Here is a 15,390-nt window from a genome sequence, read left to right as displayed (position 1 = left end):
GGTGGGCCTACGGCCACCGCTCGATTTCAGTCACATACTGCGCCGTGCGACGCGGAGCCCACGAGCTTCGAATATTTGGCGAGCACTCCGCGGGTGTAGCGGGCCGGCAAGGGTTCCCAGCCCTTTCGGCGGTGCGCGAGTTCCTCGGCGTCGATCAACAGGTCGAGGGTGCCCGCGCCGACATCGAGCCGGATCTGGTCGCCGTCGCGCACGAACGCGATCGGACCACCGTCGACCGCCTCCGGCGCGACATGTCCGACGCACAGTCCGGTGGTGCCACCGGAGAACCGGCCGTCGGTGAGCAGCAGTACGTCCTTGCCCAATCCGGCACCCTTGATAGCCGCGGTGATCGCCAGCATCTCGCGCATCCCCGGACCGCCCTTCGGTCCCTCGTACCGGATGACCACCACGTCTCCGGCCGAGACGGTGCCGTCCTCGAGAGCGTCCATCGCCGACCGCTCGCGGTCGAAAACCCGTGCCGTGCCGACGAACACGTCGGAGTCGAAACCTGCCGACTTGACGACGGCGCCCCCGGGCGCGAGCGATCCGGCGAGAATGGTGATGCCGCCGGTCGGGTGGATCGGCGAAGCCATGGCCCGAACCACCTTGCCGTCGGGATCCGGCGGGGCGATGTCGGCCAGGTTCTCCGCCACCGTCCGCCCCGTCACGGTCAGACAGTCGCCGTGCAAGAGCCCGGCATCCAGCAGCACCTTCATCATCACCGGCACGCCGCCGATCCGATCCACGTCGGTCATCACGTGTCGGCCGAAGGGTTTGACATCGGCGAGGTGTGGCACTCGGCGACCGACACGGGCGAAATCATCCAGGGTAAGTTCGACATTCGCGTCGTGCGCGATCGCCAGCAGGTGCAGAACAGCGTTCGTGGAGCCGCCGAATGCCATCACGACCGCGATGGCATTCTCGAAGGCCTCCTTGGTGAGAATGTCCGACGTAGTGATCCCGCGCCGGATCAACTCCACCACGGCCGCACCGCTTCTTCTGGCATAGCCGTCGCGGCGGCGGTCGGTCGCGGGTGGCGCCGAGCTGCCGGGCAGCGACATGCCGATCGCCTCGGCTGCGCTGGCCATGGTGTTGGCGGTGTACATCCCACCGCAGGCGCCTTCGCCCGGACAGATGGCCCGTTCGATGGCGTCCACGTCCTCGCGGCTCATCAGCCCGCGCGAGCAGGCGCCGACTGCCTCGAACGCGTCGATGATGGTCACTTCGCGCTCGCTGCCATCGGAAAGCTTCGCGATCCCGGGCAGGATGGAACCGGCGTATAGGAACACACTCGCCAGGTTCAGCCGGGCCGCCGCCATCAGCATCCCGGGCAGCGATTTATCACAGCCCGCGAGCAGCACCGAGCCGTCGAGACGCTCCGCCTGCATCACCGTCTCGACACTGTCGGCGATCACCTCGCGCGACACCAGGGAAAAGTGCATTCCCTCATGGCCCATGGAGATGCCGTCGGAGACCGAGATGGTGCCGAACTGCATGGGATAGCCGCCGCCCGAGAACACGCCGTCCTTGCATGCCCTGGCGAGCCGGTCGAGCGAGAGGTTGCACGGGGTGATCTCGTTCCAGGAGGAGGCCACTCCGATCTGAGCCTTCTCCCAATCCTCGTCCCCCATGCCGACCGCCCGCAGCATCCCGCGGGCGGCGGTCTTCTCCAGGCCGTCCGTGACGTCACGGCTGCGGGGCTTGATGTCAGGGGCGTTCGGATCATTGGCCACGGTTCCTCATCATCCCCGCCGGGACCGGGATGCGGGCGTCGAACACACCGACGAGATGACCTGACCGGGACGGCTCACCGCAGTCCAAGGTGGTTGGGGGAGGCGACACGGATGTCAGTGCATAGTTGCGCACGGGAGCCTTGGCGGATGCGGTGACCGGCGGGATTCGAACCCGCGGGCGGTTTCGGAGCAGGACCGCTCGTCACCACCAAACCGATGCGCGAGGTTCCTTCGGGCATCGGTCTGCATTGGGCCGCTCTGCCACGGGCCGCATCCTGCGGGACTGCGCGATCCCGCTGGGGGCAGCCTAGGGAACGCTACGGGTCGGAGTCCGACCGCATCCTGGCGCCGGAAATATCGTTTCGGTGTCATCGCCAGTCGGGGTCGGGCGGGTTGTCACAGGGCGGAGCGAACCATTGTTCACTGCTGCCTCGGGGGCTGATCTGCGACGAGAATTCTGTCGACCCTGATGTTTCCCTGCCGGTGCGCCTCGCTTCCGGAGCGACACCATGCTTCTCAGGCAATTTTCAGGAAGCTGTTGAAAACGGTGATCAGTATCGTCTATGATTCTGCGCGGTAGTCCGCTGCCTGATCCCTGTAAGTATGGGCGTGAGATTCCGCCTGGAGCAAGGGGTTCCATTTCGCTGCGCAGACGCGGGTCGTGTCATCGCAGGTGATGTCGCGAGCGGACCGCCCGCGCACAGTGGCGTGCGCTGAAGTCGATGCATTTGCCGTGTGCACAGCGCCTGTGGGGGAGGGGCGCTCGGAGCGCGGGTTCATACGGTTTCCGTTTGGGAGGAACACATGTCGTCCGTCGTCGATGAACCGAGGATGCGTGCGGAGAGGCCCGCGCAGCCGGGGTGGTTCGTGAGCCCGCGCGTCGATGTCTTCCTCGTGCTGGGCCTGGGTGCGCTGCTGTCGGTTGTGCTGTCGCTGACCACCGCGCACAAGGGCGCGTTCCTGGTAGCCGCGGTCGGGTTCGCGGTGCTGTCGGATTATCCGCATGTCATGGCGACATCGGCGCGGGTGTGGCTGGATCCGCGGGAGCGAGAACGCTACGGACGGCATTACCTGATCAGCTGGTTTGTCGTTGCCGCCCTGGTCGGTTCGCTGATGTTCACCGGTTGGACGGTGGCTGTGGTGGCCGTGTGGGCGTACTGGCAGGTGTTCCATGTGCTCAAACAGCACTTCGGCATCATCAACATCTACGCGTCGAAGAACGGATACCGATCGGGCCGCAAGCTGGTGAAGTACGCGTTGTTCGCGGGATCCCTCGCCCCCGTGGTGTATCGGGCGAGTGAGGGTCTGCGGTTCTCCGAGTACGTGGTGCTCGGTCATCGCCTGCCGTTCTCCGATCTGCGGGTGCCGACGCCGCCCATCCCATTGCCTCTCGTCCTCACGGGCTTTGGCGTGGCCGCGGTACTGATCGGGTTGTTCGTGCGTGAGCAGATACTGCTGCACCGTTCGGGTGGGCGGGCGCTGCCTGCGATGTCGTGGGCGACGTTCGGTCTGGCGGTACTGTCGTACAACCTCTCGTACCTGCTGGTTTCGGACTTGTTCGCGCTCATCCTGATCGCGACTACCACGCACAGCCTGCAGTATCACCTGATCAACTGGACTCGGAACAACACGCGTTTCCAGCTGTCCGCGAATCCCGAGGAGCGGAAGCTGCTACTGGCCAGGTTGTCCAGCCGCCGTGCGCTGCCGCTCTATGTGCTGGGTTTCGCGGTCGTGGGCGTTGTCACCGGCCAGCTGGATACGATTCTGCTCGGTGTCATTCCGCTGACCTTCGTCTTTCATCACTTCTACATGGACGGTGCGTTGTGGAAGAGCAAGGGCAATCCTGAGCTGGCCTACGATCTCGGGATCGTGCAGCCCAAGCAATGACCATCGACAACGTCGAGATTGTTCGGAATCGGATTTCGGATGTGGTGGTCCGGGCCGCGGATACCCGACGCGGCAGGCGAGATTTCGTGAATTTGCCCTGGCGGATCCACGACGCGGATCCGGTGTGGCGGCCACCGCTGCGCCGGGGCGTGGCCGACGGGATGCGGGCGGCATCGAATCCGTTCCATGCCGAGGCCGATATCGCACATTTTGTTGCCTATCGCGGCGGGAATGAGCCGGTCGGCCGGGTGGCGGTGACAATCGATCACGAATATGTGCACCGCTACGGCGATTACGGCTTCTTCGGCTTCTTCGACAGCGTCGACGACGTCGGGGTCGCCGACGCACTGCTGGCGACCGCGCAGCACTGGGCGGGTGCGCGGGGTGCGTCCGTGCTGACCGGGCCCTACAGTTACTCGCCACGGCACGAAATGGGTTTGCTGGTTGACGGTTTCGACCAACCGCCGACAGTGATGCAGCCGCACAATCCGTCCTACTATGCCGCGCTGCTGGAAGAGTGTGGATTCCGTCGCCGGTTCGACACCACGACCTACCGCTGGACGCGCGAGACGGACGCCGAGCGTGCGGAAAGGCTCGTCGCGCGTGCCAGAAAGGTACTGGCGTCGGGGCGTATTCGGGTCCGAACTCCGGATATGCGCCGCTACGACGAGGAACTCGAGCTGCTGCGGCGGATCTACAACGATTCCTTTCACGATCATCCCGAGCACGTGCCGATCAGTGCGCCGGTGTTCGGTCGGATCGCCGCGGATTTGAAGCCGGTACTGGATCCGGAGCTGATCCGCATCGTGGAGATCGACGGAACGGCGTGCGGGTTCTCAATGCTGGTCCCGGATCTCAACGAGGTGGTGCCGCGGTCCGGTCGGCTCACCCTGCCGTTGCTGGCGCGGCTGCTGTGCAAGAGGGACACCAGGATTCGTGGTGTCGATACCGCGGTCGTCGTGATGATCGGCGTTGCGCGAGAACAGATGGGCTTGGGAGCCGGCCGGGTCGTCGCCGGTGAGATCGCGAATGCCGTGTTGTCGGGGCGCTACCGCCAGGTCACCACGACGTGGATCCATGAGCACAACCACTGGTCGAAAGCGCTGGTGGCGCAGATGAAATCACCGCCAACGCGTCGATATCGCGTGTACGAGAAGGCGATCGAATGAACGAAGTGACACTGGTGACGGGCGCGACCGGATGCCTGGGCGCGGCCCTCACGCGAGCTCTCCTCGACGACGGAGAGACGGTTGCCGCGCTCGTCGAACCCGGCGGTGCGGTCATCTCGGCGCCGCGGCTCGAGATCCGCTACGGCGACGTCACCGACCCCGGCAGCCTCGCCGCGGCGATGAAAGGCGTCGGCCGGGTCTATCACCTGGCCGGGGTGGTGGTGCCGCTGGACAGCATGGTCGACCGGATGTGGCAGGTGAACACGCTCGGTTCCTATAATATCGCTCGCGCCGCCGTCAACGCCGGCGTACGGCGGCTGGTCCATGTGTCGTCCATCGCCGCCATCGGGTACCCGCCCGACGGCGTAGTTGCCGACGAGACGTTCGATGTACGGGATTCGGTGACCGACAACGCCTATGCGACTACAAAGCGGTCAGCCGAGCGACTGGTGCTCGATCTCGCTGCCGCCGACGGTCTCGACACGGTCGTCGTCAATCCCTCGGCTGTGTTCGCCCCGGGTGGCGATCCGCGCTGGGCATGGTCCCGGATGGCGGGCGCCGCCCGGCGTGGGCTGCTGCGGGCGATGCCGATCGGCGGCACCGCGGTCTGCGCCGTGCGCGATTTCGTGGACGGCACGCGAAAGGCCATGCGGCAGGGTCGCACCGGTCGACGGTACATCCTCAACACCGCGAATCTGACCTACCGTGATATCGGCGAGCGGCTCCTGACCGCGGTCGGGAGACCTGGCTCGGTGCGCACGCTGCCCAGTCGAGCGTTGCGGCCGGTCGCGCGGTTCAACGCCGGCTTCGCCCGGCTGTCTCGCGATCCGATGCGGTCGTCACTGCTGGTGCCCGAGAACGTGGAGTTGCTGACCAGGCAGTTGTACTACGACCAGGGACGTGCGGTATCCGAGCTGGGCATGACCCAGACGCCGCTCGATGCGATGTTCCGTGATCTGATCGGCCCCGCACCGGCCGGAGGTGTGCGGTGACGACGCATGTCGCCGCGGGATCGGAAGCGGCACTGGGTATTTCGATGTCCGAGGCGCGCCGCATGATGGTCGACCTCAAAAGGCCGAAACCCTGGGTCTACTGGGCCGATCTGCTGGCCTCGGTCGCCATCGGAGCCACGGCTTTCCTGCTGTTCCCGGCGGGGAATCCGTGGTCGCTGACGGCGGCCGTTTGCGTGGTCGTTTCAGCGTCGGCGTTCTATCGTGCGGTGCTGTTCGTGCACGAACTCGTGCACGCCGCCGAGCATCTGCGGTCGTTCTCGCTCGTCTGGCATGTGCTGGTCGGGATTCCGCTGCTGTCGCCGAAGTTCATCTACGAGTTCCATCAGGAACACCATGCGTCGCGCACCTACGGCACCGAATTGGACGGCGAGTATGTCGATTACGCCGACCAACCTCGTTGGCGGGTACTGCTCACCCCGTTCACGGCGTTTCTCGGCCTACCGGTCTTCATCATCCGGTTCGTCGTCCTGGCTCCGTTGAGCTGGCTGATCCGGCCACTGCGCGAGTTCGTACTGACTCGGGCGTCGGCGCTGGCCATCGACGCGGAGTTCGTGCGGAAGCTACCCGATGGTCCGATCCCGCGCCGGTGGATCGTCCAGGAGGCGGCCTGCTTCGGCTACGGTGTGGTGATCGCGGGTCTGCTGCTCACCGAGGTGATCCCCGTCGTTCGTTTCGCCGAGGCGTACGCGGTGATCACGGTGTTGTTGTTCGTGAACTGGTGGCGGGTGCTGGTGTCGCACCGTTACGAGAGCGGTAACCGGCCGATGTCGTTCCCGGATCAGATCCTCGATTCCGTCGACCATACGTCGCACCCACTGCTGGCCGAACTCTGGGCGCCGGTGGGGCTTCGATATCACGCCGTCCACCACTTCTTCCCATGGTTGCCGTATCACGCGCTGCCCGAGGCGCGCCGCCGGTTGGCGGCGGCGATACCTGCTGGCGGCGGTTACTGGCACACTGCCGACCGGTCGTGGTGGACGACCTTGCGGCGGTTACTGTCCCGACCCCATCCGCAGTTGAACGGAGGTGCGCGGTGACGCAGACACCAGCGCCGATCACCCGCTATCACGAGTCGCGCGCAGCCACCTATTCCCGGCGTCTGCCGATCACACCCGTGCAGGCGCATGGCGTCCGGGTGCGCGATATCGACGGCCGGTGGTATCTCGACTGCCTCGCCGGGGCAGGTGCCATGTCGCTGGGCTGGAATCATCCGGTCGTGACCGAGGCCGTGCGGAACACGCTGGATTCCGGCGAACCGTTGCTGTCACTGGACTTTCACACGCCGACCAGGGACGCGTTCGTCGAGGACCTGCTCGCCACGCTGCCCAGGGGCCTGGCCGACGACTGCGTCGTGCACCTGTGCTCGCCCAGCGGCGCCAACGCGATCGAGGCCGCGCTGACGGTCGCCGAGATCGCGACGGGCGGTAGCGAGCACGTCGCGGTGCAGGGTGGTTTTCACGGTTGCAGCCGGGCAGCGCGGTCGGTGAGTTCCGGTGGCGGACTGCGCATGAGGCAGGTCGCACTATCGCCCGCAGTGCGATTCCTGCCGTATCCCCAGGACTATCGGTGCCCGTTCGGGGTCGGTGGCGAGGCGGGTGTGCAGCGCGCCGTCGACGCCGTCGCCGACACTTTCGACAACCCGCACAGCGGCCTGGTCGCTCCGGCCTCGGTACTGGCGGAGTTCGTGCTCGGTGAGGGTGGGGTGGTCCCCGCGCCGCGGCCGTGGGCGCAAGCACTGCGACACGCAGCCACCCACGCCGGGGTGCCGTTGATCGCCGACGAGGTCCAGGCGGGTGTCTACCGGACCGGGCGCGCCTGGGCCTTCGAACACAGCGATGTCGAACCCGACATGATCGCCATGTCCAAGGGCCTCGGTTCCGGAATCCCCATCGCGGTCCTGGTCATCCGCCGCCAGTTCGATGTCTGGGATCCGGGCACCTTCACCGGAACGTTCCGCGGGAACGCCATGGCGTTCGCGGCCGCCAGTGCCGTGCTGCGCTACGCGGCGACCTCCGGACTGGCCGACCACGTCACCGCGATGGGGGAGCTGCTCGGCTCCGGACTGCGCGCGATCGAGCAGCGGTCCGGCCTGATCGGAGAGGTGCGCACAGCCGGTCTGATGGCCGGCGTCGAGATCATCGATCCCGACGCGCCGTCCGACCACCGCGGTGTCGCACCGCCGAGCACCCGATTGGCCGCGCGCATCCAGCAGGAGTGCCTGCAGGCCGGGCTGATAGTCGAGACCGGCGGGCGCCACGGCAACGTGGTCCGGTTCTTGCCACCGCTGATCATCGATGCCGCCGAGATCGCAGCTGTGCTGGAGATCTTCGACGACGTCGTGCACCGAGTCTCGCGCGTGCACGATTCGGACCCACTGCTGCCAACGGAGACCACATGATCGACCCCCGCCCCACACCGCCGTTCGCCACTGAATTCCTCACCGCGACAGGCGTCGACCGCTACCTGGACGCCGTGTCCGCAGCCGCCGGGCATATCGCCGACACCTTCCGCGGCTCGCCCGCACCGGGCTTGGTGACCGGCTCCGGTGCGCTGCGGCAACGGATTCGGAGCCTGCCGGTTGCCCCGCCTGATGGTGTCGGGCTGGTGGCCGCGCTCGATGAGATTGCCCAGTACGTGGTGCCACTGTCGACGGCGGTGTCGAATCCCCGGTATGTCGCGCATCTGCACTGCCCACCGGCCATCTCGTCACTGGCCGCCGAGGTGATGCTCAGTGCTCTCAACCAGTCCATGGATTCCTTCGACCAAGGCCCCGCCGCCACCGCCGTCGAGGAGCACATCGTCGAGTGGATGTGCGAGGTGCTCGGCTACGGCGTCGGCGGCGACGGGGTGTTCACCAGCGGTGGCACGCAGTCGAATCTTCAGGGCCTGCTGCTGGCCAGAGACAATTACGCGCGCGAGCGGCTGGGCTGGGACATCGGTCGGAGCGGGCTTCCCGGCGCCGCCAGTACCTGGCGTGTGTTGTGCACGGCGCAAACACATTTCACAGTGACGCAGGCCGCAAGCCTGCTCGGTCTCGGCGCCCGTTCGATCATCCCGGTCGATACCGACAGTGCCGGCAGACTCGAACCGCGTGCACTGACCGCGGCCATCGAGGGCTGCGAGCATGCCGGCCAGCAGGTGATCGCGGTCGTCGCGAACGCGGGCACCACCGATTTCGGTGTGATCGATCCGCTCACGCAGGTGTGCGAGATCGCCCATGACCGCGGTATCTGGGTGCACGTGGACGCGTGTGCCGCAGGCTGCCTCCTGCTCAGCGACCGGCACCGCCATCTCGTCGACGGCATCGGTGGCGCCGACTCGGTGGCGATCGATTTCCACAAGCTGCTGTTTCAGGCGATCAGCTGTGGTGCGCTGTTCGTGCGGAACCGGGAGACGCTGAATGTCATGTCCAGTCACGCCGACTACCTGAACCCGTCCGACGACGACCCGGACGAAACCCTCAATCTCGTCGGGAAATCGCTGCAGACCACCCGCCGTTTCGATGCGCTGAAGATCCTTGTCACACTGCGCGCCTTAGGTGCCACGACCGTGGCGGAGATGATCGACAGCACGGTGGCGGCGACCGCGGCGGCGCACACCACGGCAGCGGCGCAGGACCGCCTCGCGGTGATCGGTGCGGGCGGAACCAACACGGTGGTATTGCGCTGGACGCATCCGAGCCTGACATCCGGTCAGCTCGACCAGGTCAACGATGCGATCCGCCACGAGATGGCCACGTCCGGACAGGCTCTGGTCGGTCGCACACGTATCGACGGTGAGATTGCCGTCAAGCTCACCTTCGTCAACCCGGTGTGCACCGTGGACATCGCCCGCGACCTGGTCATCGACATCGCCGAATGCGGGCAACTGCTCGCCGCCCGGATGTTCGAAGAGGTGGTGGTCCGTGCCTGAACCGCAGTTGCGCATCGAACGGATCCGGTACACCGATTCCGGGTTCGCCGATGCGAAGCGATGGGAGTACGAGGTATTCGGCCGCGAAAATACCTATACGACCGCTGCCGATGACGAGGCGGGGGAGATGCTGCAGTATCGCCGCTGGGAACAATCCTCGGAGTTCTATGTCGGCTTCGGAGCGGAATCCACCGGTGACCCTGTTGCGGTATTGCGCGCCCTGCGCTGGGATTCTCGGCTGGGTTTGGCGAGCTTCAGCACGATCAGTGACACCCGAGCCTTTCCCCGTCCGGCCGGAGGCCATGCGGATCTGCTGTATCCCGAGTGGTCGCGACGTTTGGAGCAGATCCGACCCGACACCGTCGCCGAACTGGCCACCCAATCGGTACGGCGTACCCACCGGCGTGCCGGTGTCATCGACCAGGTGTGGGCCCGGTTCGCCAGCTGCCTCGCCGAGGAGGGCGTCCGCTATGTGACCGTGGCGCTCGTCGTGCCGTTGTTCGAGTGGTACCGGCTGCTGTTCGGCGAGGCGATCAGCCGGATCGGCCAGTTGCTGCCCGACTATGTCGGTGCCGACAGCATTCCCGCCGTGATCGACCTGCACGCCATCGACACCAGCGTCATTTTATCGAAAACGAAAGTGACACAATGAAATTCGCACGGAAAACCCGCCGCATCGACATGGTCAGCACGGTGGACGCGCCGATCGAGCGGGTGTGGGCCGCGGTGACCTCGCCGGAAGGCATCAATGCCGAGTTGCGGCCCTATCTGAAGATGACGGTCCCGCAGCCGTTCCGCGGTCGGACTATCGCTGACATCGAACCGGGGACCAACCTGGGCCGCAGCTTCTTTCTGCTGTTCGGGCTGGTCCCGATCGACTTCGACGACATCACCGTCGCCGAGATCGACGCGGGGACTCGTTTCCGTGAGCAGTCGACCATGATGTCGATGAGCGTGTGGGTGCATGAACGGACCCTGCGCCCTGTCGGCGACCGCACCGAAGTGACCGACGCGGTCTCGTTCGTGCCCCGTGCCCCGATGGGCCTGATTCCGGGCTGGGGCCGCGTTCTGCGGGCCACGCTCGCCTTCCTGTTCCGGCACCGGCACCGCCGGTTGCAAGCACATCTCGGCGCACGGTCGGCCACGCAGCCGACCGCGAGCGGGCAGTCGTGACGACACGGCGTCGCCGGACCCTCGCGATGCTCGCCGGCATGGTGCCGATAGCGGTCGCGGTCTCAGCATGTGGCGCGGTGAACGCCGACGCGGGCAAGCCCGCCACCGAACGGTTCGCGATGCTCGAACGCGGTACGGCGCCGGAGGGCATACCGATCACTGCCGCGACCGGATCCGGGGTCTTCGCAGAAGAGATTTCCGGTTCGGTGGCCTATCTCGACGTGACCACCGACGTCGCAGGCCCGGGCGTGGTGACCGTCGGCCCAGGCGCCATCCCGGGCGAAACCGTACTCAGCCACTTCGGGCACCAGCAGCAGTTCCCCTACGAGGTGATGACGGTATCCGCAACCAGCACCGGCCGATACGTGACCGGGCTCGCGGTGACCAACCCGCTCGACACCCGCATCACACTGCAATGCACCATCCTCGGCGGGCTGAGACTCGATCCCACCGCGGGCCAACAGCCCGTAACGGGCCACTGCTCCGGCGGCACGACTCTCACCGGCACCAGCACCGTGACCGGCAGCCGGGATGGGCAGTGGAACGGAAAGGCGGTGCAACTCCATACGATCCGAACCGACATCGCCTTCGACGGCCCCGTTGCGGGCAGCCTTCGGCAGACCGCCGACACCGTCGACGGGATCGGGATCGCGGCGCGCACGGAACTGGAGACCACACTCGAGGCCAGCGGCGTTCGATTCCAACAGAACATCGTCCGCACGGTCGGCCAGAACCAGGGGGCCCGATGACGGCGATACAAGCGGCACCGACCGCTGTCGGCGCCGCAGCCATCACAACCACCGGATTGACGAAAACCTATCCGGGTGCGGCCGTCAATGCCGTAGACCTGCTCGACCTGTCCATACCGGCGGGCGTCGTCTATTGCCTGCTCGGCCGCAACGGCGCAGGCAAGACCACGACGATCCGCATGCTCACCACCCTGCTGTCGCCGTCGTCGGGCACCGCCGAGGTGCTCGGGATTCCACTGCACGAGGTGCGCAGGCTGCGACCGCTGATCGGGGTCGCCCTGCAGGAGGTGGCACTGGATCCCTGGCTGAACGCACGGGAGCAGCTGGACCTCGGCCTCGCTATGGCCGGCTGGCCACGAGCCGAGCGTCGGCCCCGGGTCGCGGCATTGGTGGAGCAATTCGGTCTCGGCGATTTCCAGAATCGGCGGATCGGGTCGCTGTCGGGAGGTATGCGCCGCCGGGTCGATGTGGCACTCGCGGTCTCGCACGACCCGGTGCTGCTGTTCCTCGATGAACCGTCGAGCGGCCTGGATATCGAAGGCAAGGACGAAGTGTGGCGGGTGATCGCACAGCTACGCAGCGAGGGACGGACCGTAGTGCTCACCACTCATGACATGGAGGAGGCCGTCGCACTTTCGGACCAGGTCGGCATCATCAAGGCCGGAACCTTGGTCGCCTCCGGGCCCGCCGATGATCTCACCCGCGCGCACGGCGCTCGCGCGGTCGTCACGGCGGACAGCGAGATAGCGCCGAACGTCGCCGACGAGCTACGGGCCGCCGGTTTCACCGTCGCCGATTCGGCCGACAGTGCCCGAGTGCTGACGATCGAACTGCCCGCCGCGGATGCCGCCCACCTCGGCCGGTTGACCGAAGCGCTCAGCCGAAACGACCTGAGCACGGCGGAGGTTCGCGTCGAGACCACTTCGCTGCGAGACGCCTTCTTGGAGGCCACCCGATGAGCACGACAACCGCTACTGCTCCGGCGCGGGCCCACCGTCCGCCGGCGCCACCGGTCACGACGCTGATGCTGTTCGCCCGCTACCTCGTCGTCGGCCTGCGCCAGCCGGTGTTCGGGTTCATCTTCCCCATCGTGTTCCCGGTCGTCCTGGTGGTCTTCGTGCGGGCGATGTTCCAACGTGTGGCCGAGCTGCCCGGGTTCCCGCTGACCTCTTACACCGCCTACATCGCGCCCGGCATCATCATGCTCATCCCGATGATCGGCTCCGGGTTCGGCGCGAGCACGCTGATCGAGGAGATCCAGTCCGGGTTCGTCGACAGACTTCGGCTGCAGGGTATTTCGTCCGCGCAGATCGTGCTGGCGAAGATCGGCTTCGAAGCGGCGCGCATCCTGCCGGCCGGCGGAATCGTCATCGGGCTGCTTGCGGCACTCGGCGCGCCATTGCGGGCCGGGATCGTCACGGCGGCCGCGCTGTTGATCCTGATGTGCTTGTGGTCGGCGGCCTACAGCTCACTGTTCTACCTGGCCGCGGTGCGCACGCTGAACCCGCAGGCGCCGATCGCGCTGCTGCCGCTGGCGTTGCCGGTGCTGTTCGTGAGCCAGGCGCTCATGCCCACCGGCTTCTTGCCGCGGTGGCTGGAGGTGGCCATCCTGCTCAACCCGTTCTCCCATGTCGTCGCGGCCGCGGCCACGCTCATGTACGGAGATTTCGAACCGGTTCGGCTCGGAGCCGGGATCGCGGTCGCGGCAGGTGTTTTCGTCGTGCTCCAGCTCCTGCTGCGGCGGCTCGTCCTGCGCCGCATCGGCGCCTGAACGCGCCCGGTATCCCTTGATCGAAAGGAAAAAGACACCATGACCGAATCACTGGAACAGGTGCTGCGCGAGATCCTGATCGAGGATCTGGATGTCACGCCAGAAGAGATGCACCCCGATGCCGACCTGGTCGCCGACCTCGGCTTCGATTCGCTGTCATTCGCGACCGGCGTCGTCGAAATCCGTGACCGGCTGGGGGTTTCGCTGACCAAGGACGACGTTTTCGCCTGCCGCACACTCGGTGATCTGCAGCGGCTCGTCGCCAACAAGCTCACCATCACGGTCGGATGACCCGGGTACTCATGCCACTCGATCACAAAGGGTCGGCACTCTTGTGAACAGGTTCATCACAGCGTTGCTGCGCAGCGCCGACCGAAGCGATCGTGGTCTGCTCTGCGGCGACCCAGCCGACCTCACCAGAACGCAATGGCGCGACATCCATCGGCGTGCCCGGCGCATCGCCGGTGGTCTGCGGGAAGCGGGCGTGCGCCGCGGGGACACGGTCGCCGTGCTCGCCGGTGCCCCAGGCGATATCGCGCCCCTGGTACAGGGCATTTGGCTGGCCGGTGCCGCGGTGACGATGCTGCACCAGCCGACGCCGCGCACCGACTTGGCGGCCTGGGCGGCCGACACGCGGCGTGCTGTCGCGGTGGTCGATGCCGCGGTCCTGGTGGTCGGCGACCCCTTCGGTGCGGCCGTCGCCGAGTTCGGCGGGGAGCGCCCCCGCTGTGTCACGGTCGTCGATCTGCTTGCGGGTCCGGACGTGGAACCGGTGGACACACAAGAGACCGATCTGGCGTTTCTGCAGCTCACGTCGGGCTCGACCGGTAGTCCGAAAGCGGTGGCCATCACCTATGCGAATATGCACGCCAATATTCGCGCCATGGAGTTCGCGTCGCGCATCAACGACCGGGACGTGATGGTCAGCTGGCTGCCGCTGTTCCACGACATGGGCATGATGGGGTTCCTGGTCGCACCGATGTTCCTCGGCGTCGAACTTGTCGCCATCACGCCATCCGATTTTCTTGCCGCTCCGCTGATCTGGGCCGAACTGGTGACCAGGTACCGCGGGTCGATGTCGGCGGCACCGAACTTCGCCTATGGGCTTCTTGCCCGCACCCTGGCCCGCGCCGGTGACGGGGACTTCGACTTGTCGTCGCTACGGTTCGTGCTCAACGGCGCCGAACCCATCGATAGCGCTGTCGTGCAACGGTTTCTGGATGCCGGTGCCCGCTTCGGGCTGCAACGCGGGGCGATCGTGCCCGCCTACGGCATGGCCGAGGCGACGCTCGCGGTGTCGTTCACCCGACCGGGCGACGGATTCAGTGTTGATCACGTCGACCCGGAGGCGATGCAAACAGCCGGCCGGGCCACGGTTTCCACCGCGGACGACACCCGCCGGTACATCGGCCTCGGGCAACCTCTGCCCGGCATCGAGGCGCGGGTGCGCACCCAATCCGGCGCCCTCGCCGACACCAGGCAGATCGGCGAGTTCGAGCTGCGCGGTGCCAGCATCGCCACCCGGTACCGGACCGACGCGGGATTCATCGAGGCCGTCGACGATTCCGGATGGCTTGCCACCGGCGACCTCGGCTATCTGACCGAGGACGGCCAACTTGTGGTGTGCGGACGCAAGAAGGACATGTTGATCATCTCCGGACGCAACATCTACCCGGTCGACATCGAACGCGCCGCTGCCGAGGTCGACGGTGTGCGTGCCGGCAATGCTGTCGCCGTGCCCGCAGAAACCGCCGGGAGGGGCGAGGGATTCGCGGTCATCGTGGAATCCGCGGCCAGCGCCGACACCCGCGGATGTGCACGCATTTCCCGCGATGTCGCGCATCGCGTCGAGGCGGCGCTCGGCGTCAGCCCGCGCCGGGTCGTGGTCGTCCCGGTGGGGCGCATCCCGAAGACGCCGTCGGGGAAGCTTCGCCGGCTCGAAGCCCGCGGTCTTCTCGCCATCGGGTAGCAATTGGTATCGGT

Annotated in this window: 14 protein-coding genes; 13 read left to right on the top strand and 1 reads right to left on the bottom strand. The window is 66.5% G+C overall.

What is annotated here, in order from left to right; all coding sequences use genetic code 11:
- Nucleotides 1-26: 26 nt before the first annotated feature.
- Nucleotides 27-1,733 (bottom strand): dihydroxy-acid dehydratase, encoded by a 1,707-nt coding sequence (gene ilvD / locus AB4Z47_RS05585; RefSeq protein WP_441948372.1) that lies wholly within the window; start codon nucleotides 1,731-1,733, stop codon nucleotides 27-29.
- Between the two features lie 804 nt (nucleotides 1,734-2,537).
- On the opposite strand from ilvD, the gene AB4Z47_RS05580 reads away from it, so the two are divergent.
- The 13 genes from AB4Z47_RS05580 (at nucleotide 2,538) to AB4Z47_RS05520 (ending at nucleotide 15,376) form a co-directional block, all read left to right on the top strand.
- The gene (locus tag AB4Z47_RS05580; RefSeq protein WP_441948371.1) at nucleotides 2,538-3,620 is read left to right on the top strand and encodes a hypothetical protein; all 1,083 of its coding nucleotides are present in this window, start codon (nucleotides 2,538-2,540) and stop codon (nucleotides 3,618-3,620) included.
- The gene (locus AB4Z47_RS05575; RefSeq protein ID WP_441948369.1) at nucleotides 3,617-4,789 is read left to right on the top strand and encodes an N-acetyltransferase; all 1,173 of its coding nucleotides are present in this window, start codon (nucleotides 3,617-3,619) and stop codon (nucleotides 4,787-4,789) included. Before AB4Z47_RS05580 ends, AB4Z47_RS05575 begins: the two co-directional genes overlap by 4 nt.
- Nucleotides 4,786-5,781: an NAD-dependent epimerase/dehydratase family protein gene (locus AB4Z47_RS05570; protein ID WP_441948367.1), complete on the top strand. Its 996-nt coding sequence runs from the start codon at nucleotides 4,786-4,788 to the stop codon at nucleotides 5,779-5,781. The genes AB4Z47_RS05575 and AB4Z47_RS05570 overlap by 4 nt, the downstream gene beginning before the upstream one ends.
- Before the next feature lie 44 nt (nucleotides 5,782-5,825).
- Nucleotides 5,826-6,839, top strand: a complete 1,014-nt coding sequence (locus AB4Z47_RS05565; RefSeq protein ID WP_441948545.1) for a fatty acid desaturase family protein — start codon at nucleotides 5,826-5,828, stop codon at nucleotides 6,837-6,839.
- Entirely contained in the window at nucleotides 6,836-8,200 is a 1,365-nt protein-coding gene (locus tag AB4Z47_RS05560) for a diaminobutyrate--2-oxoglutarate transaminase family protein (RefSeq protein ID WP_441948366.1), read from the top strand. The genes AB4Z47_RS05565 and AB4Z47_RS05560 overlap by 4 nt, the downstream gene beginning before the upstream one ends.
- Nucleotides 8,197-9,714 (top strand): pyridoxal phosphate-dependent decarboxylase family protein, encoded by a 1,518-nt coding sequence (locus AB4Z47_RS05555; protein WP_441948364.1) that lies wholly within the window; start codon nucleotides 8,197-8,199, stop codon nucleotides 9,712-9,714. The genes AB4Z47_RS05560 and AB4Z47_RS05555 overlap by 4 nt, the downstream gene beginning before the upstream one ends.
- Nucleotides 9,707-10,366, top strand: coding sequence for a hypothetical protein (locus tag AB4Z47_RS05550; RefSeq protein ID WP_441948362.1), 660 nt, complete (start codon nucleotides 9,707-9,709; stop codon nucleotides 10,364-10,366). Before AB4Z47_RS05555 ends, AB4Z47_RS05550 begins: the two co-directional genes overlap by 8 nt.
- A complete protein-coding gene (locus AB4Z47_RS05545; protein ID WP_441948361.1) occupies nucleotides 10,363-10,887 on the top strand; it encodes a hypothetical protein in 525 nt (174 codons plus the stop codon). Before AB4Z47_RS05550 ends, AB4Z47_RS05545 begins: the two co-directional genes overlap by 4 nt.
- Nucleotides 10,884-11,636 (top strand): hypothetical protein, encoded by a 753-nt coding sequence (locus AB4Z47_RS05540; RefSeq protein WP_441948359.1) that lies wholly within the window; start codon nucleotides 10,884-10,886, stop codon nucleotides 11,634-11,636. The genes AB4Z47_RS05545 and AB4Z47_RS05540 overlap by 4 nt, the downstream gene beginning before the upstream one ends.
- On the top strand, nucleotides 11,633-12,595 hold the full coding sequence (locus AB4Z47_RS05535; protein ID WP_441948357.1) for an ABC transporter ATP-binding protein: 963 nt from the start codon (nucleotides 11,633-11,635) through the stop codon (nucleotides 12,593-12,595). Before AB4Z47_RS05540 ends, AB4Z47_RS05535 begins: the two co-directional genes overlap by 4 nt.
- A 65-nt stretch (nucleotides 12,596-12,660) precedes the next feature.
- Nucleotides 12,661-13,407 (top strand): ABC transporter permease, encoded by a 747-nt coding sequence (locus tag AB4Z47_RS05530; RefSeq protein ID WP_441948544.1) that lies wholly within the window; start codon nucleotides 12,661-12,663, stop codon nucleotides 13,405-13,407.
- A gap of 39 nt (nucleotides 13,408-13,446) precedes the next feature.
- A complete protein-coding gene (locus AB4Z47_RS05525; protein WP_441948355.1) occupies nucleotides 13,447-13,698 on the top strand; it encodes a phosphopantetheine-binding protein in 252 nt (83 codons plus the stop codon).
- Nucleotides 13,699-13,741: 43 nt separating this feature from the next.
- Entirely contained in the window at nucleotides 13,742-15,376 is a 1,635-nt protein-coding gene (locus tag AB4Z47_RS05520) for a fatty acyl-AMP ligase (protein ID WP_441948354.1), read from the top strand.
- Nucleotides 15,377-15,390 lie beyond the last annotated feature (14 nt).

Origin of the sequence: Nocardia sp. 2TAF39 (genome assembly GCF_052114905.1) — a bacterium.
GTDB lineage: Bacteria > Actinomycetota > Actinomycetes > Mycobacteriales > Mycobacteriaceae > Nocardia.
Note: the sequence above shows the minus strand (reverse complement) of the source record. Positions and strands in the feature narration are given on the sequence as shown.

Bases quoted from the DNA above. Each gene is read 5' to 3' on its own strand.
- AB4Z47_RS05555 (WP_441948364.1), top strand. From the start codon at position 8,197: ATGATCGACCCCCGCCCCACACCGCCGTTCGCCACTGAATTCCTCACC.
- AB4Z47_RS05525 (WP_441948355.1), top strand. From the start codon at position 13,447: ATGACCGAATCACTGGAACAGGTGCTGCGCGAGATCCTGATCGAGGAT.
- AB4Z47_RS05570 (WP_441948367.1), top strand. From the start codon at position 4,786: ATGAACGAAGTGACACTGGTGACGGGCGCGACCGGATGCCTGGGCGCG.
- AB4Z47_RS05580 (WP_441948371.1), top strand. From the start codon at position 2,538: ATGTCGTCCGTCGTCGATGAACCGAGGATGCGTGCGGAGAGGCCCGCG.
- AB4Z47_RS05530 (WP_441948544.1), top strand. From the start codon at position 12,661: ATGCTGTTCGCCCGCTACCTCGTCGTCGGCCTGCGCCAGCCGGTGTTC.
- AB4Z47_RS05565 (WP_441948545.1), top strand. From the start codon at position 5,826: ATGTCCGAGGCGCGCCGCATGATGGTCGACCTCAAAAGGCCGAAACCC.
- AB4Z47_RS05545 (WP_441948361.1), top strand. From the start codon at position 10,363: ATGAAATTCGCACGGAAAACCCGCCGCATCGACATGGTCAGCACGGTG.
- AB4Z47_RS05575 (WP_441948369.1), top strand. From the start codon at position 3,617: ATGACCATCGACAACGTCGAGATTGTTCGGAATCGGATTTCGGATGTG.
- AB4Z47_RS05535 (WP_441948357.1), top strand. From the start codon at position 11,633: ATGACGGCGATACAAGCGGCACCGACCGCTGTCGGCGCCGCAGCCATC.